Raw genomic sequence first — 26,843 nt, forward strand, 5'->3', positions numbered from 1 at the left:
CACAATTGACAATTCACCTCCTTTCTTTTAAAGTTAGCATTCCCTCAACCCTCCACAAAATTTCACACCGTAAAACCACATAATTATGTGATGTGTTTTTTAACATGCTTTATCAAATTCACTGACAAACGGTGAGAAAAGGGGATGAGTTGTTTTGCGTGTTAAAAACTGATTCCGGCAAATACATGCAGGCATAAACTTTCACATTTACATGCGGTTGAACAGGCTTTTTTTCCGTTGCATTTTTGCATCATCAAACAAAGAATAAAAAAATGAAAGGAAAATATATTACCACAGCCCTGATTATTGCGGTGATGGCTGGTGGTAAAAAAGCGACAACCCTTTAACCCAGGAATCTATAGCAATATACCGGTCCGGCCCGTAAGCCGGACCCCTGAAAAGGGACGCCATTGTTGGTCGTCGTTGACCAACAAAAACAAATTTGGCAAGTTTGGGTTTTTTATAAGCAGTATGTTAGAAGCAGAGCAACAGGTTACACAACAAGTGTGTAACCTGTTCTCATTTTTAGTAACTATCTGAAATTTTCTTCATGATTAAATCAACCGGAAAAGTTCTGGCAGACGGATATATCTGTTTATTAAATGCAGCTTCAAAAAAAGGAAGTGAGCTACCCTTGTTTAGATTGGCAAAATCATTTTTATCTGATACTAACTGAAACACAAAAAAATTGTATTCATCCAAATTCAGTATTCTGGCTTCTTCAGGTGCAATCAGCAGGGCTTTTTCTGATGCATATCCACAAGAAAATGATTGTTCGGGATTGTTTCCTTCATTACCCATCGAATTATATACCAATTTCCCCTTTTTAATTATGTTGTAATAACAAAGCACATCTGATTTGCTTTTTTTACCATTTTTAACCGACTGCCCTCTGTTGGGTTGTATAGTAACGGTAAATGTATCCTGTTCGTTGTTTGTCCATTGCCATTTACCATAATACAGTTTTGGATCCTCTTTCTTTACGCTTAAATCTGTAATACCAGTCAGGTTGGTTATCGGAAATTGTTGCAGGGTAATCTGGCTTTTAATAATTGTATCTTTTATAACCGATGTACTTGCAGATGCATCCATAAAATGACCCATCAACAAAACCAATAGTACCGGTAAAAAAATGATCTTTTGCATCAGTTAATATTGTTCATTTAAAAATACGACTATTTTCCTGCCGCTTATAGAAATTGAATGCATAATAAAATCCAGCTTAATAGTTTCGCATAAATACATTTAGAATGAAACACTTGTTGTGCACACTTTTAATCATTTCATCCCTTTCGCTTAAGGCTCAAAATAATATCACTGCACTCATTCATGCTGAACGTTCTTTTGCTTCTTTTACTGTTGCTAATGGTATTAAAAAAGGATTTCTGCAGTTTTTAGACAGCAATGGTGTGGTATTTCCAGCGGGTGATGCGGTAAACGGACTTACCCTATACAGTAAAAATCCGGGAGGAGCCGCTCAACTTAATTGGGGACCAGAATATGCCGTGATCAGTGCTTCGGGCGATTTTGGTTTTACAACAGGACCCTATCACTTACGCAGATCTGCAAATGATACCATCAGCGGCCGTGGACAATACAATAGTATCTGGCATATTAACAAAGATGGACAATGGAAAGTACTCGCTGATATGGGCAACAGGTATAACGATGACCGTACTATTCCAAATACTGCTGCAGAACTGGATCTGAAAAAAGCGGTTGCCAAAACATTTTCATTAGAAGATATTACCACCCTGGACCAACAACTTAATACCTCTCTAAAAGAAAAAGGCAGTGCTGCTTTTCAACCCTTTCTTGGCGCACAAAGCTGGTTCAGTGTAAACAACCATGCTCCTTCTATGGGCGCTAGAAATATTGGCGATTTACTAAAAACCATTACAGTACCAGACAATTTTCAATACGTCAATAGCGGTATTGCCTCATCTAAAGATCTTGCCTACACCTATGGTAAAACCACCACTGGCCCCTACATGCGCGTATGGACAAAACAAGTATCGGGATGGATATTGTTGTTGCAGGTGATAGGCGGGTAGTGAATGGTCAATTGTGAATGGTGAATGAAATCGTTTTAATATTGACCATTCACAATTGACAATTCACCATTCACAAAAAAGCCCGGCAAGAATACCGGGCTCTTCCCTGGCGGGAAACCTATGGAAAACAGAGAGACTCTTTGAATAATGAATTTTCAATATTCAATTTTCAATGTCGAAGTTGTGACTGTAGTTTATTGGAAATTCAACATTCATTATTCATTATTCTTCAGTTTCACAACCGTATTCCTGCTGAGAGCGTTACATAAAACATATTCTTTCCTCTCTCCGATAAATCGGGTCGGCCAGCTACGGTTACCAGGTTTTGTGGCATCACATAGGATGGTGTGACAGACATGTTGAATTTGCCTTTCACAAAAACAACGGGTACGGACATTTCATAGGATAATATATTGAACTGGGTTGTTCGTTCTGTAGTTTGTTGTGTTACAGGAATACCCAGCACATTTTTTCTTTCGAGATAAGTATTGCTGAATTGTTGTGTGCCCAGATTGGCGGTAATAGATGGTGCTATTGCTATAGCCGCACCATTCAAACCTTTTGTAAAAATGAAAAAATGATCTACACCTAAACTTGTATTCACATCTGTTTTATCACTAAACAACAGGCTAAGTCCGCCATTAAGGTTTAACACCTTATTCAGGAGACTGAGGTTTGCACCTGTTTGTGAGCGTATAGCTGATTGAACAAGTGTGCTCTGGTCTTTATACAGAAACCGGGAGAAGAAAATATTGCCCGCAAAATGATCGGTTTGCGGAAAGCGATACCCGGCTTCTATGGTAGCCCCTGTATAAGCCGCTGACTGCATACTATTTTGAACGAATATGAAATTACCCTGGGCATACAATCCATTTTTGAACTGGAAACCCAACATTGGAAATAGTCCACTGCTTCTTAAACTATCTGTGCGACCAAAAAAATGGAGTGCAGACTGATAGTTAACGGATGCATTGAATTCATTCTTGGTTTCGCCGGCATCTTGTGCCAGGGAAACAAAAGGCAATACGATGGCTAACCAAAGCATTTGCCTGCTTTTGGACAGTTTCATAAGTTTCGTTTTAGTATGGTTAAGTCAGCGGCTTATCAAAAAATCAAGGGGAGGGGTCTGATTACTTACCAGATTTTGCTTTTGCTTTCGCTTTTACTTCTGCACTTGCAGAGGCAGACGGCGTTGCGTCTTTTACTTTCGCTTTCGCTTGTTGTGCTTTTTCTAGTCCGGCTTCTTTAGCAGTTTCAGCTTTCTCTTTTGCATCTGCTAATTTTTCTTTTGCCATATCTTTCTGCTCAACTACAATTTCTGCAGTTTCGCGCATTGGCAACTGTGCATTAGCATTGGCATGAACTTCTGCTTCTGAGCGTGTAGCAGCACGCACAAGTCCTCTTTCTTCACCACCCGCATTACTGTTAAGTTCTGCACTGGATGATGCTTTCAGTGATGCATTTGCATTTACATTGGTATTCGCTTTTACTCGCTGCACCGAGTTAGCTGCCATTACAGTTGCTGCTCTGGTAGCGTTTACGGTTGCTCTGGTGGTTTTACCAATAGTAGCCGTGGTTCTTGCTGCTGCATTGGTAGCGGCAGTTGCTGCCCTGGTAGCATTTACAGTAGCTCTGGCTGTTGCCGTAGTTGTACCTCGTACGCCTAATCCTAACTGTGCATCTGCTGCCTGAAAAAAGAACAGACCGGCTAATGCTGCGGTGGTTTTCATCATTGTTTTCATGATAGATGGATTTTGGTGATCAATTGGTGTTCTGTTTACCTCTTTTCAAGTTCCGTGCCAAAAATCTTAAAAGCCATAAAAGCCTTTACTACGAACAGTTGTAGCGAAAACAAAAATTTAATATGTACGTATCAGTCTCGTTCCCGGTTCTTGTATCCAGGTTGTTTTAAAAGTTTTTACATTTTTTAAACAAACCTAGAATCAGTAATTTGTTTTAAATTCTGGGCATGAAAAAAATATTGTTCGTACTCTTTCTCTTTTTTTCCATACAAGCCAATGCACAATACCAGCTGGATGTAAGTTCTGCAGATGCTATCATTAAAGCTTTATATGAAGTAATTTCCGGACCAAGTACCCAGGCCCGCGATTGGAATCGGTTTCGCTTTCTATTTGGCAATGATGCGCACCTGATGACGGCTGTTCCCCATAAAGACAGTGGCACGGTAATACGCACTATAACTCCTGAACAATATATACAGAGGAATGGCACCCGCTTGCAGGAAATTGGTTTTGTTGAAAAAGAATTACACCGGATTACAGAAACCCATGGAGCTGTTACACAAATGTTTTCTACTTATCAATCTGATCTAACCGTAAATGGAAGCCCGCAGCAGGTACGTGGCATCAACAGCATTCAACTGTTTAATGATGGAAAAAGATTTTATATCGTTTCTATTTTCTGGGATGGGGATTCAAAAAAACCAATCGACAAAAAATACCTTGGCAATTAAATCCTCGGCAATGGTGGGTTAGGGGAATGTATTAAATTGTGGCATGCTTTCTTTTCCTGCTTATGAAATATATGCCTGTGGCGACCATGCTTATACATTAGATTTGGGCCAACAAATTAATGTTGGTACAAATCGTTTTATAATCCGTCTTTTTAAAGCACTCCAACATAATAAACCCTCATTTATCCTCGATATAATTCCGGCTTACAGTAGTATTACTATTGTATACGATCCATTAGCATTACCCCATGAGGATCCGGAAGAAATTATTCATCTATGCTTTACAGATGCAATCCATCTATCTGCACTGGATCAATCAATCGAACATCCATCTGTTATTCGTATTCCTGTTTGTTACCACCCTTCTGTTGCTCCAGATCTGGAAGCATTGTGCAGCAAGCTGGAGATGAACGCAGATAGTCTTGTATCCATTCATACGTCAAAACCTTATCGTGTTTTTATGAATGGCTTTCTTCCAGGCTTTGCTTATATGGGTTCGGTCGATCATCGTATCGCTGCTCCTCGCCACCAAAGTCCACGCAAAGTTGTACCAGCAGGCAGTGTTGGAATTGCAGGAAGTCAAACCGGTATTTATCCCCTCGACTCTCCTGGCGGTTGGCAACTCATCGGAAAAACTACCGTTACCTTATTTGATCCTCTTTCTCATAAGCCTTGTTTATTACAGCCTGGAGATGAAGTGCAGTTCTACCCTATATCATTAGATGAATTTCAACATTGCAAGCCTTTATGAGTATCCGTATTATAAAAAAGGGATTACTGGATACCATACAAGACTATGGAAGATATGGCTATCAGCACCTGGGAATTAATCCGAATGGTGTGATGGATTTTATTTCTATGCGATTGGCCAATACCTTAACTGGAAACAGTGAACAGGAAGCGGTAATTGAAATGCACTGGCCCGCACCTGTTATTCAATTTCAGCATGATACTTGTTTTGCCATCACCGGGGCAAGCGTTATTGCTCATTTAGATGACACGGTACTGGTAGAGAACAATAAAAAATATTTTGTAAAAGCTGGTAGCCAACTTTCTTTTAAAAAAATATTATCCGGTGCACGGATTTATATGGCTGTACACGGTGGGTTTGATCTTCAACCTTGGCTAAAAAGCAATAGCACTCATGTACAATTAAACTATGGTGGAGCAATTTTAAAATCAGGAGATACATTGTCTTATAAATATTCATCTGCCTATGCTGTTTCAGCAAATGGTTCTCTGCCTTGGCATATCCAATCACCTATTAACCTGTCTGATAAGATTATTCATTTTACAACAGGAAAAGAATGGTTGTTAATAGATGAATCGGGAAGAAGTAGGTTTCAGCAAAGCTTGTACCAGATTGATCAAAACAGCAATCGTATGGGATACCGTTTACATGGAGAAGCTGTTCATCTTTCAGTAGCAACAGAGCTGATTTCAACAGCTGTTACCAAAGGAACCATTCAGTTACTTCCTAATGGACAGCCACTAATTTTAATGGCTGATCACCAAACAACGGGTGGTTATCCCAGAATGGGTCATGTTATCAGTGCCGATATCCCAAAACTCGCACAATTTGCACCCGGTGATACTATCCAATTTAAAGAAATTTCAATAACAGAGGCCCATAACAGATTGCGGGCATTGAATTTACATTTGAAACAAATTGAAATAGCTTGTAAATTGAGGATGTATGATCGCTGATGCATGATATTAATAACAAATCAGACATCAGCGATCATAAATCCTACATCTTCTTCTATGTTTATTGATCTTAATTGCGATATGGGTGAGGGCATGGGAAACGATGCTTTATTGATGCCGTTTATAAGCAGCACCAATATTGCTTGTGGATTTCATGCAGGCGATGAAGATACCATGCGCCGTACCATTGAGCTGGCCATTAAACATAATGTTGCAATTGGCGCACACCCAGGGTTTCCAGACAAGGAAAATTTTGGAAGAACTGAAATGGATTTTCCGGAAGAGGATATTGTTTCCATTGTTTCTGAACAGGTCTATATTCTATTGGATCTTGTATTTGCTATGGGAGGTAAACTGCATCATGTAAAACCACACGGCGCTTTATACAATATGTCTGCCCGAAATTATTCACTTGCTGCCGCCATTGCCAATGCCATTTATGAAATTGATAGTAACCTTGTTCTATATGGCCTTAGTGGTAGTGTAAGTATTCAGGCTGCAAAAGATATAGGTCTTGTAACAGCCAATGAGGTTTTTGCAGACCGAACCTATCAGGATGATGGATCACTTACAAAACGCAGTTTTTCCAATGCGCTAATTACCGATCCTATACAATGTGAACAACAGATTTTACAAATGATCCAGAAAAAAGAAGTAGTAAGTGCCAACGGTAAAATTATTCCTATTCTGGCAGACACTATCTGCATTCATGGCGATGGTGAACATGCTGTTAGCTTCGCGAAACAGATTCGCGAATCATTAATACATCACCAAATAAGCGTTAGCACTGTTCTTCCTTGAAAATAAAAGTAAAAAATACAGCCATTTCGGGTGCCGCTTTCTTAATGGCTACTTCTGCAATCGGACCAGGTTTTCTTACGCAGACAACCGTTTTCACGCAAAAATTACTGGCCAGCTTTGGCTTTGTGATCCTTATTTCCATTTTGTTGGATATTGTTGCGCAGGTAAATATCTGGCGCATATTGGCTGTTACCGGTAAGCGCGCACAGGATATAGCCAATGAGACTTTACCCGGACTCGGTTACGTACTTGCTGCACTTATTATAGCTGGTGGAATTGCTTTTAATATTGGCAATATTGGTGGCTGTGGATTGGGTATAGAAGTACTTACCGGTTTGCCGAATGTTTATGGTGCTGTTATCAGTTGTGGTATTGCCCTGTTTATTTTTTGGTTAAAAGAAGCCAGCTTGTTTATGGATGGCTTTACTAAAATACTTGGAATACTAATGGTGCTGCTTACGATTTATGTAGCCATTAGTTCAAATCCACCCGTTACTGAAGCAATTCAAAGAAGTATGGTTCCCCTTACCATAGATGCAAAAGCCATTGTAACATTGGTTGGTGGAACTGTGGGTGGTTATATCTGTTTTGCAGGAGGACATCGTTTATTAGATGCGGGTTATAAAGGAGTAGAAGCAATTCCTTCTGTTACCAAAAGCGCGGTAACTGGTATTTGTGTTACTGCCATTATGCGCATCGTTTTATTCCTTGCAGTACTTGGTGTAGTAAGTGCCGGCAATCAACTTGATGTTGCAAACCCACCAGCTTCTGTATTCAGAATTGCAGCCGGTGAAATAGGTTATCGTTTTTTTGGTGTGGTTATGTGGTGCGCTGCTATTACTTCAGTAGTTGGTGCGGCATATACTTCTGTTTCTTTTCTGCGAAGTTTTCATCCCTTCATTGAAAAAAATTATCGCTGGTTAATCACTGCATTTATTTTGCTTTCCGGATTAATTTATGTTTCGGTTGGTAACCCTGTTAAAATACTGGTAACCGTAGGTGCATTAAATGGTTTAATACTCCCTGTAGCATTGGCAGCCATTTTATTTGTGATGCACAAGAAAAAAATAGACGGATATAAACATCCGGTTTGGCTTAGTGTCAGTGGCTGGCTCGTAGTTGGATTAATGTCGTATATGAGCTATTTAACCATCAAAGGCTGGTTGAGTTAACCAGCATTAGATGCGCTCTTTTCACCTTTTGCGCATTAACAAGTGGCTCTACTTTATCAATGCTTATTTTTTGCATGATTGCCTCAACTTGCGCTCGTTGGTTGTGCATACTCTTGTTGTAAAACTTGTCGTAATACTTTAAGAGTATTGCAAAGGCACCATGTATATCGTTTTCCAGTAGACAATTCACCGCTGTTTTCGTTTCGAGTCCTCCAAGCCTTTTCTGAATTCGAATGGTTGCATTAATCAGTTTTTCTCTTTCAAATTTTCCATAATGCTCAACGATATAATTCAATCTCTCTTCAAATGGAATATCCAGGAAATATAGCTTCCTGGTTCTTAAAAAAGCAAAAAGACTCATTGGTATATTCACTTCTCCAATGCGCTGGCTTTCATCTTCTGTCCAAATATGCGTAGCATTTTGCAGTTCCATTAATTCGTAGAGCCTTGTTGCCAGTTTGTTTTCAAACATTTCCTGTTTTGGCTGTGGGGGTAAACCGAGGTTACCAAATGCAGAGCCTTTGTGGTTTGCAAGTCCTTCCAAATCAAGCACAGATTCCTTCATGTTATGCAAATGATGCAATACCTCAGTTTTACCACTTCCTGTATAACCACCAATAATAGAGATGGGATATTCTTTTTCAAATTGTTTCAATACCCAGTTTCGATAGGCTTTATATCCGCCAACAAGTGTATAAACTTTAAAACCGTAAAGATCCAATAACCAGGCTACACCTGCACTACGCATTCCTCCACGCCAGCAGTACACAAATACTTTTTTTACCTGATCCGGCTTTTTCGATTTTTCATTTATAGCACCTGTTATTGATTCAACTTCTTCTACCATTTTCACCATCTTTGGGCCAAAATAATCAAGCCCTATTTTTACAGCCTTTTGTTTATTTTCTTGTTTATAGGCAGTTCCAACTACTTTTCTTTCTTCATTGGTGAATAGTGGTAAACTATGTGCAGATGGGATGTGAGCGTGTTCGTATTCAGCCGGACTTCTAACATCAAAGACGGGCTGTCCCTGAGACTGTGTGATAAAATCTTCTATGAGAAGTCGGGTTATCGGCATATTTACAAAGTAAGCGGACTTTATTGTAACTTTTCGGTAATGAAAGAACTTTTGATTATTCGGCATGCAAAAAGTAGCTGGGCCAATGCTTTTAGTGGCGATTTTGATAGACCATTGAACGACAGGGGCCATAGAGATGCGCCTCGCATGGCAGAAAAAATTAAAGCGAGAGGCGTTAATGTACAGGCTTTTCTGTCGAGTACCGCTAACCGTGCCCTCACTACTGCAGTCTATTTTGCGGAAGCTTATGGAAAAACACAAAATGACATCCTGCTGTTCCCTGAGCTTTACCATGCTCCGAAAGCGGTTTTTTATGAGGTAATTAAAAAGACTTCAGATAGCATTACCACTGCTGCTCTTTTCTCACATAATCCAGGTATCACTGATTTTGTAAACGGTTTGACTGAAACCCGGGTCGATAACATGCCTACCTGTGGTATTTTTGCCATACAGATAGATAGCGATCATTGGAGCGATTTCAGTACTGCAAAGAAAAGTTTCTGGTTTTTTCAATACCCAAAAGAATTTTGAATTTTGAATTTTGAATTTTGAATTGAAATCCCAGATGTCACATTTTTAATTTGCATGCATAAGTATATGGAGCTTTCCTGTTCACCAAAAATACACCAGCAAAAATACTGAGTGCTGCCAGGGCCTTGGTGATAGTGAAATGTTCGCCCATGAAGACCATTGCGATGATGGCAGCAAATACGGGTTGTGTGTATATATATGATCCTGTTGCTGAAGAGCTAAGTACGGCGAGTCCATATACATTCAATAAGTAAGCAATAAATGTAAGGAACAGGGCCACAAATGAAAGGGCTATCCATTGAGCTGTTCCGAATGCCTGCCAGTCGGTATGTATAAACTGGTCTATCCCAAAAGGAAGAATCATGAATGTGCCGAATGTAAATACCCATCTTAAAACATGAATGGGTTTATATCGCTCCATTAATGGTCTAACCATCACCAGGTAAAATGCATAAGAAATGGCATTTACAATAATCATCAGATCACCAAGTAATATGTCTTTCCCATTTTGCTGCATATCTTTCGATAGAATCAGCATAGATGCGCCGCCGATACCTAAAGCAAGGCCCATCAGTTTTCTGATGGTTAATTTTTCTCGTAGCAGCCATGCAGCGATGATGGTAATAAAAATAGGTGTGCCAAGTGATAACAGGGAACTATGTATAGCCGTTGTAAGAGACAGGCCCTTGATAAAAAATAATTGGTTGATGGCCACACCGGTTAATGCACATAATAAAAAGCGTGGAAGGTCTTTCTTATCAATACCAGCTTTTCCGGGCTTCATTAAAAAGACTAGCCAGAATAAAATAAGACTCGATAATACACGAACCACGTTCAGTGCAAACGGTGCTATGTATTGAGGTGTAATTGTTTTTACGACTGCATATCCCGACCCGAATATCAGGTTGGCTCCTAAAACGGCCAGATGTGCTTTTGTATGATTCCTCATGTAAAACACAAAAATATGATTTTCTGTGCGGCTCTATTTTTCGAATTGCGATGAAACAGTTTTTATCAATTGTTGCAGATCGGCGGTATTTAAAAGTGAAACTTCCGGAAATTTATAATCATATGATCGGGCCTGATCAATAAGTTTGGCCAAATCGAATGTTTCCTGACTTGCCGATAAGGCATAATTTTTTTCACCCAAAATTTTTGCCAGGTATTCCTGTTCTGTTTGTCCGGGAGTTGGAATCAGTATTGATTTTACCTGAAGTAGCATCAGGTCCATCAAACTTGAATATCCACTACGGGCAATGACAATTTCGGATGTCGCCAACAAGTCTTCCAGCTCGGTAGCATTAAGATGGTTAAACTGTTTTATAAACGAGGGCAATGGCAATTTTTCTTTGGAAGATGGAAGTCCACGTACGATTGTCAAAGGCTGTTGTAAACCTATTGCCTGATCAACTATTTTCTCCTCAAGTAAGCTGCGTTGTGGTTCAGGACCAGAAAGCAAAACGGTAATACCTTGTTTCGTGGGATTTTTTTTTCGTTGAAACCTGGTTAGAAGGCCCAGGTAAGCGATTGGAATGTTGGGTTTTTGTTGTGGGTGTGATAGTACGCCAGCCAAACCACCACCTTCCTCCATATCGGGTACCCAACAGGTTGTAAAGCGGTTGATATAGTGATAATTGAATTTTTGAATCAGCTTTTCCAACCAGGGGTAGGGTGCTTTTATGGTAAGTTGGTGGGTAATAAAAACGGTAGGAACTTTAGTGCTCCATAAACCATATCGGTTATCAGCAATAACCAGGTCTATTTTGTGCTGCTCAATTACATCATCCAACCAACGGTTTTCCGCCTTGACCGCCAGGTAAATTGCGGGAATTTGCTGTAATATTTTTACTGGCAGCCAACCTTTGGTTCGACTATAACGTATTTGATAGCCTGGAAGCCGAAGAAAATCAAGGTTTGGAAACTCCTTTTTCAGGAGTATTTCCTGGGGACCATCGCTCGCGATTATAACCTTATATCCTAAAAATTGCAGGTTATGGATCAATGGAATACAACGGGTGGCATGTCCAAGACCCCAGTCGAGCGGGGCTATCAGGATGGTTTGTATGTTAAAATCGGCAGACAAAATGGCTATGACTCTTATTTTTTGGGTGAATGATGTACTTTAGAACATCATTATGAAACGGAAAATAAACCAAATAATCGTTTTACTGTTAGTTATTGCATTAGCGGGCAGCTCTTGCGGTATTTTCCAAAAAGGAAGAAACAGTAAAGGCGGATGTAACTGCCCCAATAATGTTCGTTAAAGCACTGTTTGGTATGAAAGACATGAACCGGGATCTCTGGCTGCTTTGCAAAGAAGATTATATGACCCAGTCTGAGCTGGATCGTCAGGTGAACCTGTTAAATACCATATTGTACCATACCGAAAGTTGGCCCAACTTCTGCGTGGCCCACGAAATCCTCGATATTAACCGACATAAAATTATCCGCAAACCTCATTTAATGCAAGGCATTTTGAAAGAAAGGGAATTGAAGGCCTTTGTGTTTGTAAATAACCTGAATTGAAGTAAAGAAGGCTTCAAGCTGCAGGCCGCAAGCTACTCCACAGGAGTCCTTCGGACAAGCTTTGATGGGTGCTTATTATAGACTTTCTACTTTTAATGGAAATAAAGGGGGCGTGTGAATTAGAAAATTTAAAGCCGGTTGCTTAAAGAAATTTTTGATTGCTGTAAATGCACTATCTGCTATTAATAGAACACGGATCTTCATGATTTTCAGGATCTATCATGATAGATCTTGAAAATCATGAAGATCCGTGTTCCATCATACGCGACACCTACAGCTCGCGGTTAAATTACCACGAACAAGAATGGCATCAATCCGCAAACTGATAGCCTTAAATACACTCCGATCAAGGCTTGCAGCTTGTAGTTTGCGGCTTGAAGCTTTTATAAAATCTTATTTAAGTTTTTCCAACGCAGCTTCCAGCTTACCTAACATTTCTGGTATTTCTTCTTTTTTACAGGTACCTACGCTTAAGCGATACCATGGGTTATTGGCTCCTGCTCCAAATGCGGAGAATGGAACAACGGCTAGCTTGGCTTCCGCCAGTATATAAGAAGTTACATCTGATTGTTTCTCTAATATATTTCCTTCAGCAGTTTTTTTACCGGTAAGGTCTAATTTAATGGTAAGATAGATGGCGGCTTGTGGCGCAATGGCATCTACGCTGTAACCCTTTTGTTGTAAGGATTTGAAGCCATCATGTATATTTCTTAAACGAAGTTCTATTTCAGCTTTAAAATGCTGGAGGTATCGTTGAATATTTTCTTTCTGTAATAAATACTTCGCTACAGCTTTCTGTTCTGCCATTGGTGCCCAGGCACCCACATGGCTCAGGATAGCTTTCATTTTTGCTATAACCGTTGAAGGACCTAATGCCCATCCCACACGTACACCTGTTGCAGCAAATACCTTGGAAATTCCATCAATAAAAATGGTGTACTCCTTCATTGCTGGTCTCAATGCGAGTGGATTGTAATGAACAGTGTTACCATAAGTTAGTGTCCAGTACATCTGATCAAACATGAGATAGCATTTCTTTTGACCTTCACCTCTCTTGGCATTTTCCTCCAATATCAGATCACAGATAGCTTCCAGGCTTTCTTTTTTCAGGGTAGTACCTGTTGGATTTTGAGGTGTACAGATACAAATTAGTGTTGTGCCGGAAATATGCTTACGCACATCTTCCACGGTAGGCATAAAATCGTTTTCAGGAGAACATTGAATGATACAATGTTCCGCATCGGTAAGATGTGCATAATGGTTATTGTTCCATGATGGTACCCCGTAAATAACTTTATCACCTTTGTCTACAATTGCTTTGAATAAGGTATAAATCAGCGGGCGTCCACCAGAAGCAATCTGTATTTCGCTTGTGTCGAAATCAAGTCCTTCCCAATCTTTGATAAAAGCAGCAACAGATTTACGTAAATCAAGTACTCCTTCCGCAGCAGGGTAACTGGTATTTCTGTTACGATATGATTCAATAATGAGTTCTTCCAATTCGGTAGGAATAGGAAAAACAGCCGGATCAAAATCACCGATAGTGAGGTTATAAATTTTCTCTCCATTGCGGATTCGCTCGCTGATGGCATTACCCAGCTTTACAATTTCACTACCAGATAATGTTTCAGCTAAATGACTCAGTTTCGGTGCACTCATAATTCATAGTATTTGATCCGGCGGCAAAACTACTATTTTCTATCGGGTTACAGGAGCTGAGATTAGATTTGACCTTTGTATGACTTGATATTTAAGCCACAGATGCACAGATTATTCGTGCTGCAATCGGTGCATCTATGGCCTTTTACCTGTCGTTTATATGATCTACGATTGTTATTTGCGCTGCAATACCTTTCCGGGCAACAGGATGATTCCTTTTAACAAACTGAACACGCCATCTACCGCAATACCAAGTAAACGAAAAGGAAGCGTTAGTATCCAAAATATCGGATAAAGAACTAAGGCCAGAATGGCTAGTGGCCAGCATAGTACAAATAATATTATCCAAACAAGGAATGTAAGCATGTAGTAAAATAAATAATTTATTGCGTAGCAGTAAACGGTTGATTTATAAACGGCAAATTTTGCGTAGGATGGAACACAGATTTTCATGATTCTCAAGATCTATCATGATAAATCTTGAGAATCATGAAAATCTGTGTTCTATTAATACTTCGTGAATGAATTGAAAAAATAAAGGGCCGCAATTTCTTGCGGCCCTTTAGATAATGCGTTGAATTGGTTTATTCTAGTGTCTTGTAATCTTTAAATAATTTCAATTCAATGGTATCTGCCACTGAACGCAGTGTTTTCCATTTGGTATCAAAAAGTTGATTTGCAATGGTAATCACTTCGCTGATTTTATCTTCTGCAGCTTTCATTAATCTTTCTTCCTGTTCGCCAGGCATGGTTGATTTACCCATTACATTAGAGCGGGCCTCACTCAGGTAAGTATTTACAGTTACCTGAGGAATATTTCCATAACCCTGTCTGGTTTGTGGTTTACCATTTAGCATAGTGCGAATATTGGTTAAACCATCTTTAACAGCTTTTATCGATTTGCGTATGGTATCTGCTTTCTTGGCGTCAAGGTTAGGTAAAGCTGTTTCTATTTTATTCATAATAGTTTCAGCATCCACCATCCTGTCGTTCAAGCTACCTAAACGAATAGCAGAATTATTCAGCCTATCGTTTGCTTTGCGAATCGCATCACGTACTTCTTTCGGAGTTGGTGCATAAGGGTCGTCATTTACTACCACCATGGTACTATCGCTCAGGTTTCTTCCTAAACTAAGCACTACTTTATAGGTTCCCGGATCAACTGGCAATCCCGGAGGTTCAGCATTAAATCCGCCAAAACCACCTCCTGCACCGCCTCTTCCTCCACCGCCGCCGCCGCGACCACCAGCACCACCACCTGTGCGTACACCTTTACCTTCCATTCCCCAATAGTATTTGTTAAAGCCTGTATCTACTTTGGTGCGCAGTGTTCTTACCAGCTCATTCTTTGCATCATAAATACGTAAGGTTACAGTATCACTGATCCTGTTTTTACCGGTATCACTGGCTGTTTTGTTAACAAAGAAACTGATAGGTGCTCCGCCTCTTTTGTTTTCACCCTCATAACTACCCCAGATACTATATTCAATACCAGATGCCAGTTTACGTTTTGCCTGATAAGCTTGTGGTGCCGCGAATGCAGTAAGTTTATTACTAAACAACTGCCCCTTATTTGCAGCCAGTTTGCGCAGTGGATTGATATCATCGAGGATATAAATAGCACGCCCAAAAGTGGCGATTACCAGATCGGCTTCTCTTTCTTGTATAACCATATCATAGGTTGATACAGATGGGTATCCATTTTTAAACTGCTGGAAACTGGTACCATAATCAAAGCTGATAAATAGTCCTTGTTCAGTTCCTACAAATATCAGGTTCGGTTCAGTTGGGTCTTGTATTACACATAAAGTATAACCTGTAACTTTTTTCTCATCTACAAGATTTGTCCAGGTTTTACCATAATCAGTTGTTCTGTATAAATAGGGTTTGTTATTACCCCTGCGATAATCATTCACTACCACATAAGCTTCACCTGCATTGTGTTTTGATGCACGAATTTGTGGCACCCATGCTCCGGCTGGCATTCCAGGTAGTTTGCCGCGGAAATTGGTCCAGGTTTTACCTCCATCTCTGGTTAGTTGAATATTTCCATCATCGGTACCAACCCAAATAACACCTCTTTCTTTTGCTGATGGTTCGATTGAGATTATCGTGCAATAATTTTCTGCGCCGGTAATATCAACTGATAATCCACCATTGTTACTCTGGTCAATTTTTACACTGTCATTGGTAGTCAGGTCACCAGAAATTTGTGTCCACGATGCACCTTTATCTGTGCTCATGTTCAGCAACTGACTTCCATAATAAATCGTTTTTTTATCGAAAGGATCCTGCGCTATTGCAGCATTCCAGTTAAAGCGCTGACGTATACCGCTTGCAGTAGTTGGCGGACGAATGCTCCATCTTTCACCAGTTGCAATATTATAACGGCCTACGCTACCGCCCTGACTCATACAATACACCCAGTTTGGATCTTCTGCATCGGGCATCACATCGAAACCATCGCCACCAGCAACTCCCTGCCAGAAAGCATTACGGATACCGCTTTGTCTCCATACATAGGCCGGACCATGCCAGCTACCATTATCCTGTAAACCACCCATTACATTGTAAGGAATATTATTATCTACATTGATGTGGTAGAATTGTCCAAGTGGTAGTTTCTCATCAAACTGCCAGTTTTTACCACGGTCGCGTGTAATGGCAATACCACCATCGTTACCATCAATGATAAAGTTGCCATCTTTAGGATGTATCCAGAATGCATGGTGATCAGGATGTATACCTGCATAAGGTATTACTGTTTTGAAAGTTTTACCAGCGTCTTCACTTACGGTAATAATCTGGTTGATATTATACAACCTGTTTTCATTGGTAGGATCAATAGCAATATCCTGGAAATAAAAAGCACGGTTGGTAACAACAGATGATTCGCTATTTACAAGCTCCCAGGTATTACCACCATCATCACTTTTATATAAACCATTTTTAGTTGCTTCTACTAAGGCAAAAACACGATTTGGATCATTGCGTCCAATCGTAATACCGATACGACCATAATCACCGGCTGGTAAACCATGTTCTTTACCCAGTTTGGTCCAGTTTTTACCACCATCAAGTGTCATATAAAAACCACTTCCTTTTCCACCTCCCTGTAAGCTCCATGGAGTGCGCTGGTGCTGGTACATATTTACAAACAGCTTATTCGGGTTTGATGGATCCATCACCATATCACCCACACCAGATGTTTCATTGGTGTATAATATTTGTTTCCAGGTAGCACCGCCATCGGTTGTTTTATATACACCACGTTCAGGATGTGCCGCAAAGGGATTACCAATTACACCTACATAAACCACATCAGGATTGGTTGGATCGATGATGATACGGTGAATATTGCTGGTTTTTTCCAGTCCCATCATTTTCCAGGTTCTGCCACCATCAATACTTTTATACAAACCTCCACCAAGGCTGATAGAGTTGCGGGGGTTACCCTCACCCGTACCTGCCCATACTATACTTGGATTGCTCTGTGTTATGGCAACTGCTCCTATATTTAAGATAGGTTGATCATCAAATACAGGACTCCAGCTAGCTCCGCCATTCTCCGTTTTCCATACACCACCACTGGCAGTACCCAGAAAAATGATGTTTGGATTAGCCCATACAGCATCTATAGCGGTAACACGACCACTCATTCCTGCTGGACCAATACTTCTCGGCTTTAATTCTTTAAAATGTTTGGAAAGATCTGCCTGCTGGGCAAATGAAACAAGTGCAGTGCCGAAAAGCATTGCACCTAACAGTAGTTTTCTCATTCAATTGGTTTTTGGAGTTCGGAATTTCCGAAATGATGGGCAGTCTGCCAAATCTGAAGGATGGGTGGGTAGATTAGCGTCAAAAAGATCGGAAAACAAATTCAGTGTATTTCTGTGCTTTCAGTGCCATTAAAATTTGCCACAGAATACGCAGAAAATCACAGAATGGATGCTGCTTCACTTTCGGACTTCCCCACTTTCGGTCTATATTTAACGAAACATCCATTTTGAATAAGAACCGTTTTGTAACCGGCTCACCCATATATGTAGGTATTTATGCAGCACTCGCTGCATTTCTTACTTATACCATGATATTCGGTTTCCGTAAATCTTTTACCGTTTGCACATTTGATGGTATGACCGTAGGTAGCCTTAGCTATAAAACAGTTTTAGTGCTTAGCCAGATGATGGGCTATCTGATGGCTAAGTTTTATGGCATAAAATTCATCGCTGAATTAAAAAGATTCGGACGCAATAAAATCATCCTGTTATTGGTAGGCATAGCATGGATGGCATGGCTGTGTTTTGCATTAATTCCGGCTCCTTATAATATTCCTTTTCTATTCATCAATGGATTTCCTTTAGGTATGCTATGGGGAGTTGTGTTTTCTTATGTTGAAGGCAGAAGAAGTACCGATTTCATTGGCGCAGCACTGGCAGTGAGTTTTATATTTTCATCGGGATTTGTGAAATCTGTAGGTGGTTGGTTGATACAATGGGGTGTTTCTGAATTCTGGGTTCCCTTTTGTACTGGACTTGTATTTGCATTGCCCCTTTTGTTTTTTATCTACCTGATGGAAAAAATTCCTCCTCCCGATGAGGCCGATGAGGCTTTGAGAATGAGCCGTATACCCATGAGCGCCGACCAAAGAAAATCTTTTATAAAACAATTTTTACCCGGCATCATAACCTGTATTGTGATATATACTTTCGCTACCCTGTTTCGTGATATACGCGATAATTTCAGTGCTGATATGTGGAAGGAAATGGGTTATATAAATCAACCTGCCATCTTTTCTAAAACAGAAACACCTATCTCGCTAATTGTACTGGTCTTAATCGGTAGCATGGTAATGATTAAGAATAGTTTCAGGGCACTGATGGTTGCACATGTATTGATTGCTTTAGGCTTTGTACTGGCAGGCATTAGTACTTGGATGTTTACCAAAGAGATGGTTTCACCGATGTGGTGGATGATTCTTGTAGGACTTGGACTTTACATGGTTTATATTCCGTTTAATGCCGTATTCTTCGAAAGAATGATTGCTGCATTCAGGTTTACAGGAAATGTTGGTTTTTTGATTTACCTAGCAGATTCTTTTGGTTATCTTGGCAGTGTAAGTGTATTATTAAGCAAGGAAATATTTAAAGTGCAACTTAACTGGGTTACCTTTTTCTCCAATAGTGTGCTGATTTTATCTGTGGTTGGCGCATTGATTACTATTTATGCAGCATGGTATTTTTGGAGGAAGTATCATAAAGAAATCAAACATCGAGAACATAAGTTATCCTTGTAAAAACCCTACTATGTCTAATATCAACAGAAGAAATTTTTTACGTAGTTCAGGTAGCATTGCCATTCCAGCAGTATTACCATTTTCTGGCTTGCTCGCAAATAGCAATCAGCAGGAGAGTGATTTACCTGCAAAACCTTTGGTTAAGTTTTTTGGAGATGGTGAAATGTATGAACCATCGGATTATATACGTGTGTTGGCAGAAGCGGATAAAACTGTTGCCATCGCTAAAGACCGTTATGGTGTAGGAGGTGTAGTAGAAGCACTGGAGAAAAATTTCGCTGCGCTTACCGGAAAAGAAAAAGCCATTTTCATGCCAAGCGGAACCATGGCCAACCAGCTTGCTATTGCTGTTCTAAGCGGACAAAAAAGCAAGGTTTTTGTGCAGGAGGTAAGTCATGTTTACCGCGATGAAGCTGATGCCGGGCAAACGGTTTTTCAAAAAAGGTTAATGCCTTTGGCTAAAAATGAAACTTATTTTACAGCCGCACAATTGGAAACAGCTATTCGTGAAATGGGAAACGAAGAAGCTTTTAACACAGGCATTGGTGCTGTTTCAATTGAAAATCCGGTAAGAAGAACGGATGGTGGACTTGTACCGCTGGATGAAATAAAAAAGATCAGGGCCTATTGCCAGCAGCAAAAAATTCCTATGCACCTGGATGGTGCGAGGTTGTATGTCGCCTCTGCATGGTCTGGTGTTTCTATTAAAGAGTACAGCAGTTATTTCGATACAGTATATATCTCCTTATATAAATACCTGGGCGCAAGTGGTGGTGCTATTCTTTGTGGAGATGCTGCAGTGATTGATCAGATGGTGCACCTTATTAAAATACATGGTGGCTCCATGTATGGTAACTGGACCAATGCCGCCATGGCTTTACACAGAATGGAGGGCGCAGAAAAAAGATTTAGTGACGCCAAAATACAGGCAGAGAAATTATTCGTTGCATTACAAAAAACGGGGCGGTTTACAGTATCGGCATTAGATAATGGCAGTAATATCTATAAACTACAACTGGCAAAAAATATTGATGGTAAACATTTTCAGAGCAACCTCAACCAAAAATTCAATATTCGGATAGGAAGACCCGATACTAATAATCAGACCCTGATTACTATCAATGAAACATTATTGTATCAGTCTGTGGAGGATATCGTAAAAGCTTTTGTACAATCTGCTGCATAATGAATAGTGACTGTAAGGTTAGGTATTTTAATTTCAAGGCCTCATCACTAAAGCCTTACCGTGTGTTTACTTTTTTTCTTAGGCCGGAAGCACAAACTAATACAGAGAAGGTTTTGTGTTTATTCTGCCTAATACTATATTGAATGTCGAGCTTCCAACTTAGAAATTAGATATTTCTCTGTTCCATTCTTTCTTACCCAGTCTTTATCCGCAGATAGGTGCTTTTCTGATACCAGAAGCAGAACTCATTACAATACTATATAGCAAGAAGAAATGGAAGTTTCTCTTTTACTTCTATTTTAACATAAAACAGCGGGGTCGCTAGAAAGACCTGTGATTTGTGAAACTCTTTCACTGAATACTATAACTGTTCCGCTTATTTCTTTCCAATCTTTAGGAATCAAAAGAATATCCTGTTTCTAGCTGAAGTGGCGATATACATTAGTACTTATATGAAAGACAGCATTGTAAAAATTACCGCGATTGATCAATTGACACCCGATGTAATCAGAATAACAACACAAAAGCCGCTTGATCTGGTATTTGAACCAGGGCAAGCCGCCAATATTTCCATTTATCCCTTAGAAGAAATATCTGAGATGCGCCCCTTCTCATTTACCTCTCTTCCTAAACAACATTTAATGAAGTTTACTATCAAAACTTATCCTGAGCATAATGGCTTTACAAAAAAATTATTGGGGCTTAAAGTGGGTGATGACCTCATGCTGCACGATGTTTTTGGTACCATCAAATACACTGGTGAAGGTGTTTTTATTGCAGGTGGCACAGGTGTAACACCTTTTATTTCGATTTTCAGGTATCTCAAATCTATTGAGCAGATTGGAAGTAACAGACTTATTTATGCAAACAAAACAAGAGCTGATATTATTTTAGAAAAAGAATTTATCAGCATACTGGGTACCAACTTTATAAATATTCTTTCAGATGAAAAAGTGTCTGGCTTTGCGAATGGCGAGATCACTGAAAATTTTATCAGCAAAAATAATGGTGGCAAAAACAGAAAATACTATGTCTGCGGGCCTCCGGGTATGATGGATGCTATTCAGGAGCAATTATCAAGACTAGGAGTAGCAGAAGATTCTATTACTACTGAAAAAGTGCATGTTAGTTCAGTTGCCATGGTTTAGATACCTGTGAGTCTTACAATTCTTTTGCTAAATGGTGTAATAGAAAGTCCGGTATTTATAGTCAACTTGCCAGTATTAATTATCACTTTAAAAATATAAATTATGAAGACAGGGAAAGTTTTAGTGGGTGTATTGGCTGGTGCTGTAGTAGGTGCCGCATTAGGTATTTTATTTGCGCCGGATAAAGGTTCTGTAACCAGAAAGAAAATTGCAGACAAGGGTCACGACTACACAGATGAGCTGGGTGAAAAATTCGACCGTTTTATTGATTCGATCAGTAAAAAATTAGAGTCCATAAAAACAGAGGCAAAGAAAATGGCTGCCAATGGTGAAGTTAAACTGGAAAATGCAGGAGAAGAAATTCGGTCAGCCATTCATTAATATTAATCAAATCATATGCCTGCAACATACAGGTGGCTTATCAGCTAAAGATAAGTTCCCTGTTGAGCAGGCATTAATATTTAACAACCATGACAGATTCAGGTACTCCTATTGAAAAACTGATTGAAAAAATTGAGCTTTATGGCAAAAAAAGTTTTGAGCTTTACAAACTAAAATTTCTTAAACATTCCATACAGCTCTTTACCAATTTGGCTTCTTATTCTGGTGTTATTTTAGTCTTGTTTCTTTTTATTCTCCTGGTATCTGTAAGTGTTGCTCTTTTTTTAGGTGAATTATTCGGTAAACTATCATACGGCTTTTTTATTGTTTCAGGGTCTTATTTGGTTGTATTTATTATCAGTTATTTCTTCCTGCATAAATGGATTAAAAAACCTCTTGCCAATCTGATCATCAAAAAAGTATTAAAGAAAAAATAGTATATGGGAAAGCCGAATCTGTACCAAGAATTACAACTTACCATTAGTGAAATGGAATCTGCACATAAACAGGATGCAGTAGAATTACATCAACATTTCAGAGATGCACTGGATATTTTCAGACCGATAAAACTCATTAAAGAGACCTTCACTAAAGTAGCTGAATCGGGAAAACTAAAAGACACGCTTACCAATATGTTAATTGGTATTTCTGCCGGTTACATATCGAAGAAAATGATTGAATCAGGAACCAAGAGCGTGTTTAAAAAATTCCTGGGTACGGCCGCTATGTATTGCGTTACCAGTCTGATTTCTAAAAATCAAGAGAGCATAAAAAAATGGGGGAGTGATTTATTCAATCTTTCAGATCCCAAAGAAACACCAGACAGCACGGAAGAACCTAAAGAATAATATCTCACCCTTTATATATAAGAAATGATCCCTGTAAATAAAAAAGGAATTGTGCTCAGAAAAAGAGAGCTGGAGTTTGAAAATGAAGGTGTTTTGAATCCGGCTGTTATCATGGAAGATAATATCATACATATGTTTTACCGGGCAGTGAGGAAGGGTAATTATTCAACTATTGGCTATTGCAGTTTTATTGATCCGCTGGTGGTTGATACCAGAAATGATGAGCCTTTTCTTTTCCCTCAATTCGATTATGAATCGCGCGGTGTTGAAGATCCGAGAATTGTAAAAATAGATGACTTATTTTATCTCAGTTATACAGCCTACGACGGAAACAATGCGTTAGGTGCATTGGCTTTATCAAGAGACCTCAAGTATTTCGATAAAGCAGGTCTTATTGTTCCGAAAATGACGTATCACTGTTTTTATAATCTCACAGATACCAAGAACGATGTAAACGAAAAGTATTTACGCTACAATGACAATCAGCGTTTCAGGAATAAAGAGGATAAAGACATTTACCTGTGGGATAAAAATGTCATTTTCTTCCCCCGAAGAATCAATGGTAAGCTATGCTTTATGCATAGAATTAAACCTGATATCCAATTGGTGATGGTTAATGAACTGGCTGAGTTGAATAATGAGTACTGGGAAAATTATTTTCTGCAATTAGATGAACATATTCTCCTTACACCGAAATTTAAACACGAAGTTAGTTATATCGGTGGTGGCTGTCCCCCTATAGAAACAAAAGACGGATGGCTCGTCATTTATCACAGTGTATTCGATACCATTAAAGGTTATGTATATTGTGCCTGCGCCGCCTTATTGGATCTTAATGAACCAAAAAAAGAAATTTCCAGATTACCCTATGCGCTTTTTAAACCAGATCAGGAGTGGGAATTAAAAGGAGAAGTCAATAATGTATGCTTTCCTACAGGTGCTATTGTAATCGGGGAGGAATTATATATCTATTATGGTGCTGCCGATGAACAGATTGCCTGTGCTACTCTTAACTTATCTGCTTTATTGGAAGAATTGCTCAGCTACCAACATGCAGAGCCCAAATAAACAATTCCTTGTATCGATATTATTGTAACCATGCACGGCATCAGTATAAAAAATAATGAATCTCTTATCAACGAAATACCTGCCAGTCAGTTATTGTTAATCAGTTCTTTCCCCCCTCGGGAATGTGGGATTGCTGCTTATTCTTACGATCTGATAACTGCTTTAAATAAAACCATTGGTGATGGTTTTAGTATTAAAATATGTCCGCTTGAATCAGAGAATGAAAAACATGTTTATAATACAGATACAGAGTATGTGCTGAACACTGATGTGCCTGGTTCATTTTGTACCCTCGCCGGTTTAATCAATAATAATCGTCGTATTATACTAGTAATGATTCAACATGAGTTTGGATTTTTTGAAAAGACGATGAATGAGTTTCTATTATTTCTGAAAGCCATAGATAAGTCTGTCATTATTACTTTCCATACTGTGCTTCCACATCCGAATGAAATACTCAGGACTTATGTGAAGGCAATTGCCGAAACGGTTTCTGGCATTGTTGTGATGACCCATACTTCTTCTGAAATATTGATCAGAGATTATCAGATCAGTGATGAAAAAATATCTGTGATTCCGCACGGAACACACCTGGTGGTACATGCAGACAAAACTTTACTCAAAGAAAAATATGGACTTACCGATAAAAAAATACTTTCCACATTTGGGTTTTTGAGTGAAGGCAAAAGCATTGAAACAACACTTCGTGCGCTTCCTGCCATTATTCCTGAGCATCCGGATGTTCTTTTTTTAATCATTGGCAAAACACATCCGGGTGTATTCATCAAACAGGGAGAAAAGTACAGGAATCAATTAAAAGCATTAATAAAAGAGTTAGACATTGAAAAGCATGTATCTCTGATCAACTATTTTCTCCCGTTACCCGAATTACTTGAATACCTTCAGCTTACCGACCTTTATCTGTTTACTTCCCGCGATCCCAATCAGGCTGTAAGTGGCACTTTTTCATATGCCATGAGTTGCGGTTGTACGGTTGTATCTACACCTATTCCGCATGCGAGAGAAGTATTAAGTGAGGATGCCGGTGTACTCTTCGATTTTGGCCAATCAGATCAATTAGCGGCTGTAGTAAACAGCTTACTTGAAAACGATTTATTACGCGCTACCATCAGTTCAAATGGCTTACATAAAATGGCTTCTACAGCTTGGGAAAATGTAGCTATTGCCCATGTAATGCTTTTTGAAAAAATAAGCCTGGGAGAATTAAATCTGCAGTACCAGATTCCACCGATTAATCTGTTACATATCAAGAAAATGACTAGTGGATTTGGTATGATACAGTTCTCGCAGATAAATCGTCCTGCTTTAGACTCTGGATATACCCTTGACGACAATGCAAGAGCATTAATTGCTTTTTGTCAGCATTACGAATTAACCAATGATTTTTCTGATCTCCAGTACATTCATGTCTATTTCAACTTTATCAAACACTGTCTTCAACCTTCAGGTCATTATCTGAATTATATTGATCATCAACAGGTTTTTTCAGAACAGAATCATCAGGAAAATTTAGCCGATGCCAATGGCAGAGCCATATGGGCACTGGGTTATCTTATTTCGCTCAAAAATATTCTTCCTGAATCTGTTATTACCGATGCAGAGCAATTATTACAGGCTACTTTAACGAATTGCACTACTATTTTTTCAACAAGAGCTATTGCTTTTGTAATAAAAGGACTTTATTACAGAAACCTGCAGTTGCATACCACATCAGAAATAAATTTACTTGATACACTTGCTAACCGCTTGGTGAAAATGTATACCCACGAAAGTGAAGATGGCTGGCATTGGTTTGAAAGTTATCTGACGTATGCAAATAGCATTTTGCCTGAAGCTTTACTTTGTGCCTGGATTGTTACAGATAATCCCATATACAAAGACATTGCTTTAGCTTCTTTTGATTTCCTGATTGAAAAAACTTTTACACCAAAAGGTATTCGTGTGATCTCGAATAAAACCTGGTTACAAAAAACAAATTTCCCGATATTACAAGTTAAAGGAGGTGAACAACCTATTGATGTTGCCTATACCATCATTACGCTTGATAAATTTTATCATGCTTTTCAGGAACCTGTATACCTTGAAAAAATGAAACTGGCTTTCAGTTGGTTCCTCGGAAACAATCACCTTCAGAGAATTATTTATAATCCTTGTACCGGTGGGTGTTATGATGGAATTGAAGAACACAACGTTAACCTGAATCAGGGCGCAGAATCAACTATAAGTTATCTGATGGCCAGATTAACCATTGAAAAAACATTGAATTATGAACCTGCAGGACAGAGAAATGTTTATTCTATTTATTAGCCTTTCTTATCTTTTCCTGCTTCATACTTTTTCTTCGCCTCTTCTGCTTTTTCAAAGTCGAGCACTACACCATTGATACAATAACGTAAACCAGTTGGTGGTGGACCATCTTCAAAAACATGGCCTAAATGGCTTTTACATCTACCGCACTGTACTTCGGTTCTTACCATTCCATGGGTATTATCCGGAAGGTATATTATGGAACTTTTGGTAATCGGTTGATAGAAACTTGGCCATCCGCATCCACTATCGAATTTGGTATCGCTTTTAAATAATGCGTTGCCACAAACCGCACAATAATAAGTACCGATTTCCTTAAAATTCTCAAACTTGCTTGTATAAGGACGTTCTGTTCCTTTTTCCCTGGCTATATAGTATACCTCTGGTGAAAGTATTTTTCTCCATTCTTCGTCTTTCAAAATCACTTTAGATTTATCGGTCCGGGAATAAGCCGGGTTATTATTTTTTTGTGTAGTGTCCATTTTTTGCTGTTTCTCCTGGTTATTTTGTGAATAACAACCCTGTGCAATGAATGTTGTCAGGACTATTACCGCTAAAAATTTCATATAATAAATTGTTTTATACAT

25 protein-coding genes are annotated in these 26,843 nt (G+C 39.2%); 16 read left to right on the forward strand and 9 right to left on the reverse strand.

Annotation, left to right across the window (positions count from 1 at the left end):
• Positions 1 to 525: 525 nt before the first annotated feature.
• Entirely contained in the window at positions 526 to 1,146 is a 621-nt protein-coding gene (locus ACH30E_RS01710; RefSeq protein ID WP_490823385.1) for a hypothetical protein, read from the reverse strand.
• Between the two features lie 104 nt (positions 1,147 to 1,250).
• Between ACH30E_RS01710 and ACH30E_RS01715 the strand changes: the two genes are divergently transcribed.
• Positions 1,251 to 2,054: a Cif family virulence factor gene (locus tag ACH30E_RS01715; RefSeq protein ID WP_490823387.1), complete on the forward strand. Its 804-nt coding sequence runs from the start codon at positions 1,251 to 1,253 to the stop codon at positions 2,052 to 2,054.
• A 235-nt stretch (positions 2,055 to 2,289) separates the two neighbouring features.
• Here the strand turns inward: ACH30E_RS01715 and ACH30E_RS01720 are convergent, their stop codons facing one another.
• Complete coding sequence (locus tag ACH30E_RS01720; protein ID WP_490823388.1) at positions 2,290 to 3,123, reverse strand: hypothetical protein; 834 nt, start codon at positions 3,121 to 3,123, stop codon at positions 2,290 to 2,292.
• Positions 3,124 to 3,184: 61 nt separating this feature from the next.
• The gene (locus tag ACH30E_RS01725; RefSeq protein ID WP_490823389.1) at positions 3,185 to 3,796 is read right to left on the reverse strand and encodes a hypothetical protein; all 612 of its coding nucleotides are present in this window, start codon (positions 3,794 to 3,796) and stop codon (positions 3,185 to 3,187) included.
• A gap of 227 nt (positions 3,797 to 4,023) precedes the next feature.
• Here ACH30E_RS01725 and ACH30E_RS01730 point away from each other — a divergent pair, with 227 nt between their 5' ends.
• From ACH30E_RS01730 to ACH30E_RS01750, 5 genes are read left to right on the forward strand one after another with little or no spacing between them, the layout of a single operon-like run.
• On the forward strand, positions 4,024 to 4,527 hold the full coding sequence (locus tag ACH30E_RS01730) for a hypothetical protein (protein WP_490823390.1): 504 nt from the start codon (positions 4,024 to 4,026) through the stop codon (positions 4,525 to 4,527).
• Positions 4,528 to 4,570: 43 nt separating this feature from the next.
• Positions 4,571 to 5,278 carry a 5-oxoprolinase subunit PxpB gene (gene pxpB, locus ACH30E_RS01735; RefSeq protein WP_490823391.1) on the forward strand — a complete coding sequence of 236 codons (708 nt, stop codon included), beginning with the start codon at positions 4,571 to 4,573 and terminating at the stop codon, positions 5,276 to 5,278.
• The gene (locus tag ACH30E_RS01740) at positions 5,275 to 6,234 is read left to right on the forward strand and encodes a 5-oxoprolinase subunit C family protein (RefSeq protein ID WP_490823392.1); all 960 of its coding nucleotides are present in this window, start codon (positions 5,275 to 5,277) and stop codon (positions 6,232 to 6,234) included. The genes pxpB and ACH30E_RS01740 overlap by 4 nt, the downstream gene beginning before the upstream one ends.
• Before the next feature lie 3 nt (positions 6,235 to 6,237).
• Positions 6,238 to 7,035: a 5-oxoprolinase subunit PxpA gene (locus tag ACH30E_RS01745; protein ID WP_490823393.1), complete on the forward strand. Its 798-nt coding sequence runs from the start codon at positions 6,238 to 6,240 to the stop codon at positions 7,033 to 7,035.
• Positions 7,032 to 8,207, forward strand: a complete 1,176-nt coding sequence (locus ACH30E_RS01750; protein WP_490823395.1) for an NRAMP family divalent metal transporter — start codon at positions 7,032 to 7,034, stop codon at positions 8,205 to 8,207. The genes ACH30E_RS01745 and ACH30E_RS01750 overlap by 4 nt, the downstream gene beginning before the upstream one ends.
• Here ACH30E_RS01750 and mnmH read toward each other — a convergent pair.
• Entirely contained in the window at positions 8,188 to 9,285 is a 1,098-nt protein-coding gene (mnmH, locus tag ACH30E_RS01755; RefSeq protein WP_490823396.1) for a tRNA 2-selenouridine(34) synthase MnmH, read from the reverse strand. The two genes, ACH30E_RS01750 and mnmH, sit on opposite strands and share 20 nt — an antisense overlap.
• 39 nt (positions 9,286 to 9,324) lie before the next feature.
• Here mnmH and ACH30E_RS01760 point away from each other — a divergent pair, with 39 nt between their 5' ends.
• A complete protein-coding gene (locus tag ACH30E_RS01760) occupies positions 9,325 to 9,816 on the forward strand; it encodes a SixA phosphatase family protein (protein ID WP_490823397.1) in 492 nt (163 codons plus the stop codon).
• Positions 9,817 to 9,853: 37 nt separating this feature from the next.
• On the opposite strand, the gene ACH30E_RS01765 is transcribed toward ACH30E_RS01760, so the two are convergent.
• Positions 9,854 to 10,765 (reverse strand): DMT family transporter, encoded by a 912-nt coding sequence (locus tag ACH30E_RS01765; protein ID WP_490823398.1) that lies wholly within the window; start codon positions 10,763 to 10,765, stop codon positions 9,854 to 9,856.
• Positions 10,766 to 10,798: 33 nt separating this feature from the next.
• On the reverse strand, positions 10,799 to 11,899 hold the full coding sequence (locus ACH30E_RS01770) for a glycosyltransferase (protein ID WP_490823399.1): 1,101 nt from the start codon (positions 11,897 to 11,899) through the stop codon (positions 10,799 to 10,801).
• Positions 11,900 to 12,069: 170 nt separating this feature from the next.
• On the opposite strand from ACH30E_RS01770, the gene ACH30E_RS01775 reads away from it, so the two are divergent.
• The gene (locus tag ACH30E_RS01775; protein ID WP_294989702.1) at positions 12,070 to 12,342 is read left to right on the forward strand and encodes a hypothetical protein; all 273 of its coding nucleotides are present in this window, start codon (positions 12,070 to 12,072) and stop codon (positions 12,340 to 12,342) included.
• Positions 12,343 to 12,735: 393 nt separating this feature from the next.
• Here the strand turns inward: ACH30E_RS01775 and ACH30E_RS01780 are convergent, their stop codons facing one another.
• Positions 12,736 to 14,001 carry a pyridoxal phosphate-dependent aminotransferase gene (locus ACH30E_RS01780; RefSeq protein WP_490823400.1) on the reverse strand — a complete coding sequence of 422 codons (1,266 nt, stop codon included), beginning with the start codon at positions 13,999 to 14,001 and terminating at the stop codon, positions 12,736 to 12,738.
• 584 nt (positions 14,002 to 14,585) lie between these two features.
• On the reverse strand, positions 14,586 to 17,780 hold the full coding sequence (locus ACH30E_RS01785) for a WD40/YVTN/BNR-like repeat-containing protein (protein WP_490823401.1): 3,195 nt from the start codon (positions 17,778 to 17,780) through the stop codon (positions 14,586 to 14,588).
• 227 nt (positions 17,781 to 18,007) lie between these two features.
• On the opposite strand from ACH30E_RS01785, the gene ACH30E_RS01790 reads away from it, so the two are divergent.
• From ACH30E_RS01790 to ACH30E_RS01825, 8 genes are all read left to right on the forward strand, one after another.
• On the forward strand, positions 18,008 to 19,297 hold the full coding sequence (locus ACH30E_RS01790) for a DUF5690 family protein (protein WP_294989714.1): 1,290 nt from the start codon (positions 18,008 to 18,010) through the stop codon (positions 19,295 to 19,297).
• Between the two features lie 10 nt (positions 19,298 to 19,307).
• A complete protein-coding gene (locus ACH30E_RS01795; RefSeq protein ID WP_490823402.1) occupies positions 19,308 to 20,483 on the forward strand; it encodes a threonine aldolase family protein in 1,176 nt (391 codons plus the stop codon).
• Positions 20,484 to 20,935: 452 nt separating this feature from the next.
• Positions 20,936 to 21,631 (forward strand): ferredoxin reductase domain-containing protein, encoded by a 696-nt coding sequence (locus ACH30E_RS01800; protein ID WP_490823403.1) that lies wholly within the window; start codon positions 20,936 to 20,938, stop codon positions 21,629 to 21,631.
• Positions 21,632 to 21,733: 102 nt separating this feature from the next.
• Positions 21,734 to 22,012 carry a YtxH domain-containing protein gene (locus ACH30E_RS01805; protein WP_490823404.1) on the forward strand — a complete coding sequence of 93 codons (279 nt, stop codon included), beginning with the start codon at positions 21,734 to 21,736 and terminating at the stop codon, positions 22,010 to 22,012.
• Between the two features lie 89 nt (positions 22,013 to 22,101).
• On the forward strand, positions 22,102 to 22,449 hold the full coding sequence (locus ACH30E_RS01810; RefSeq protein WP_490823405.1) for a hypothetical protein: 348 nt from the start codon (positions 22,102 to 22,104) through the stop codon (positions 22,447 to 22,449).
• A gap of 3 nt (positions 22,450 to 22,452) precedes the next feature.
• Positions 22,453 to 22,860 carry a hypothetical protein gene (locus tag ACH30E_RS01815; RefSeq protein ID WP_490823406.1) on the forward strand — a complete coding sequence of 136 codons (408 nt, stop codon included), beginning with the start codon at positions 22,453 to 22,455 and terminating at the stop codon, positions 22,858 to 22,860.
• 24 nt (positions 22,861 to 22,884) lie between these two features.
• Positions 22,885 to 23,928, forward strand: coding sequence for a glycoside hydrolase family 130 protein (locus tag ACH30E_RS01820; RefSeq protein WP_490847322.1), 1,044 nt, complete (start codon positions 22,885 to 22,887; stop codon positions 23,926 to 23,928).
• Positions 23,929 to 23,958: 30 nt separating this feature from the next.
• Complete coding sequence (locus tag ACH30E_RS01825) at positions 23,959 to 26,256, forward strand: glycosyltransferase (protein ID WP_490823408.1); 2,298 nt, start codon at positions 23,959 to 23,961, stop codon at positions 26,254 to 26,256.
• Here the strand turns inward: ACH30E_RS01825 and msrB are convergent.
• On the reverse strand, positions 26,253 to 26,822 hold the full coding sequence (gene msrB, locus ACH30E_RS01830) for a peptide-methionine (R)-S-oxide reductase MsrB (protein ID WP_490823409.1): 570 nt from the start codon (positions 26,820 to 26,822) through the stop codon (positions 26,253 to 26,255). The two genes, ACH30E_RS01825 and msrB, sit on opposite strands and share 4 nt — an antisense overlap.
• Positions 26,823 to 26,843: the final 21 nt, after the last annotated feature.

It is taken from the genome of Sediminibacterium sp. FW305-C-61 (genome assembly GCF_058231065.1).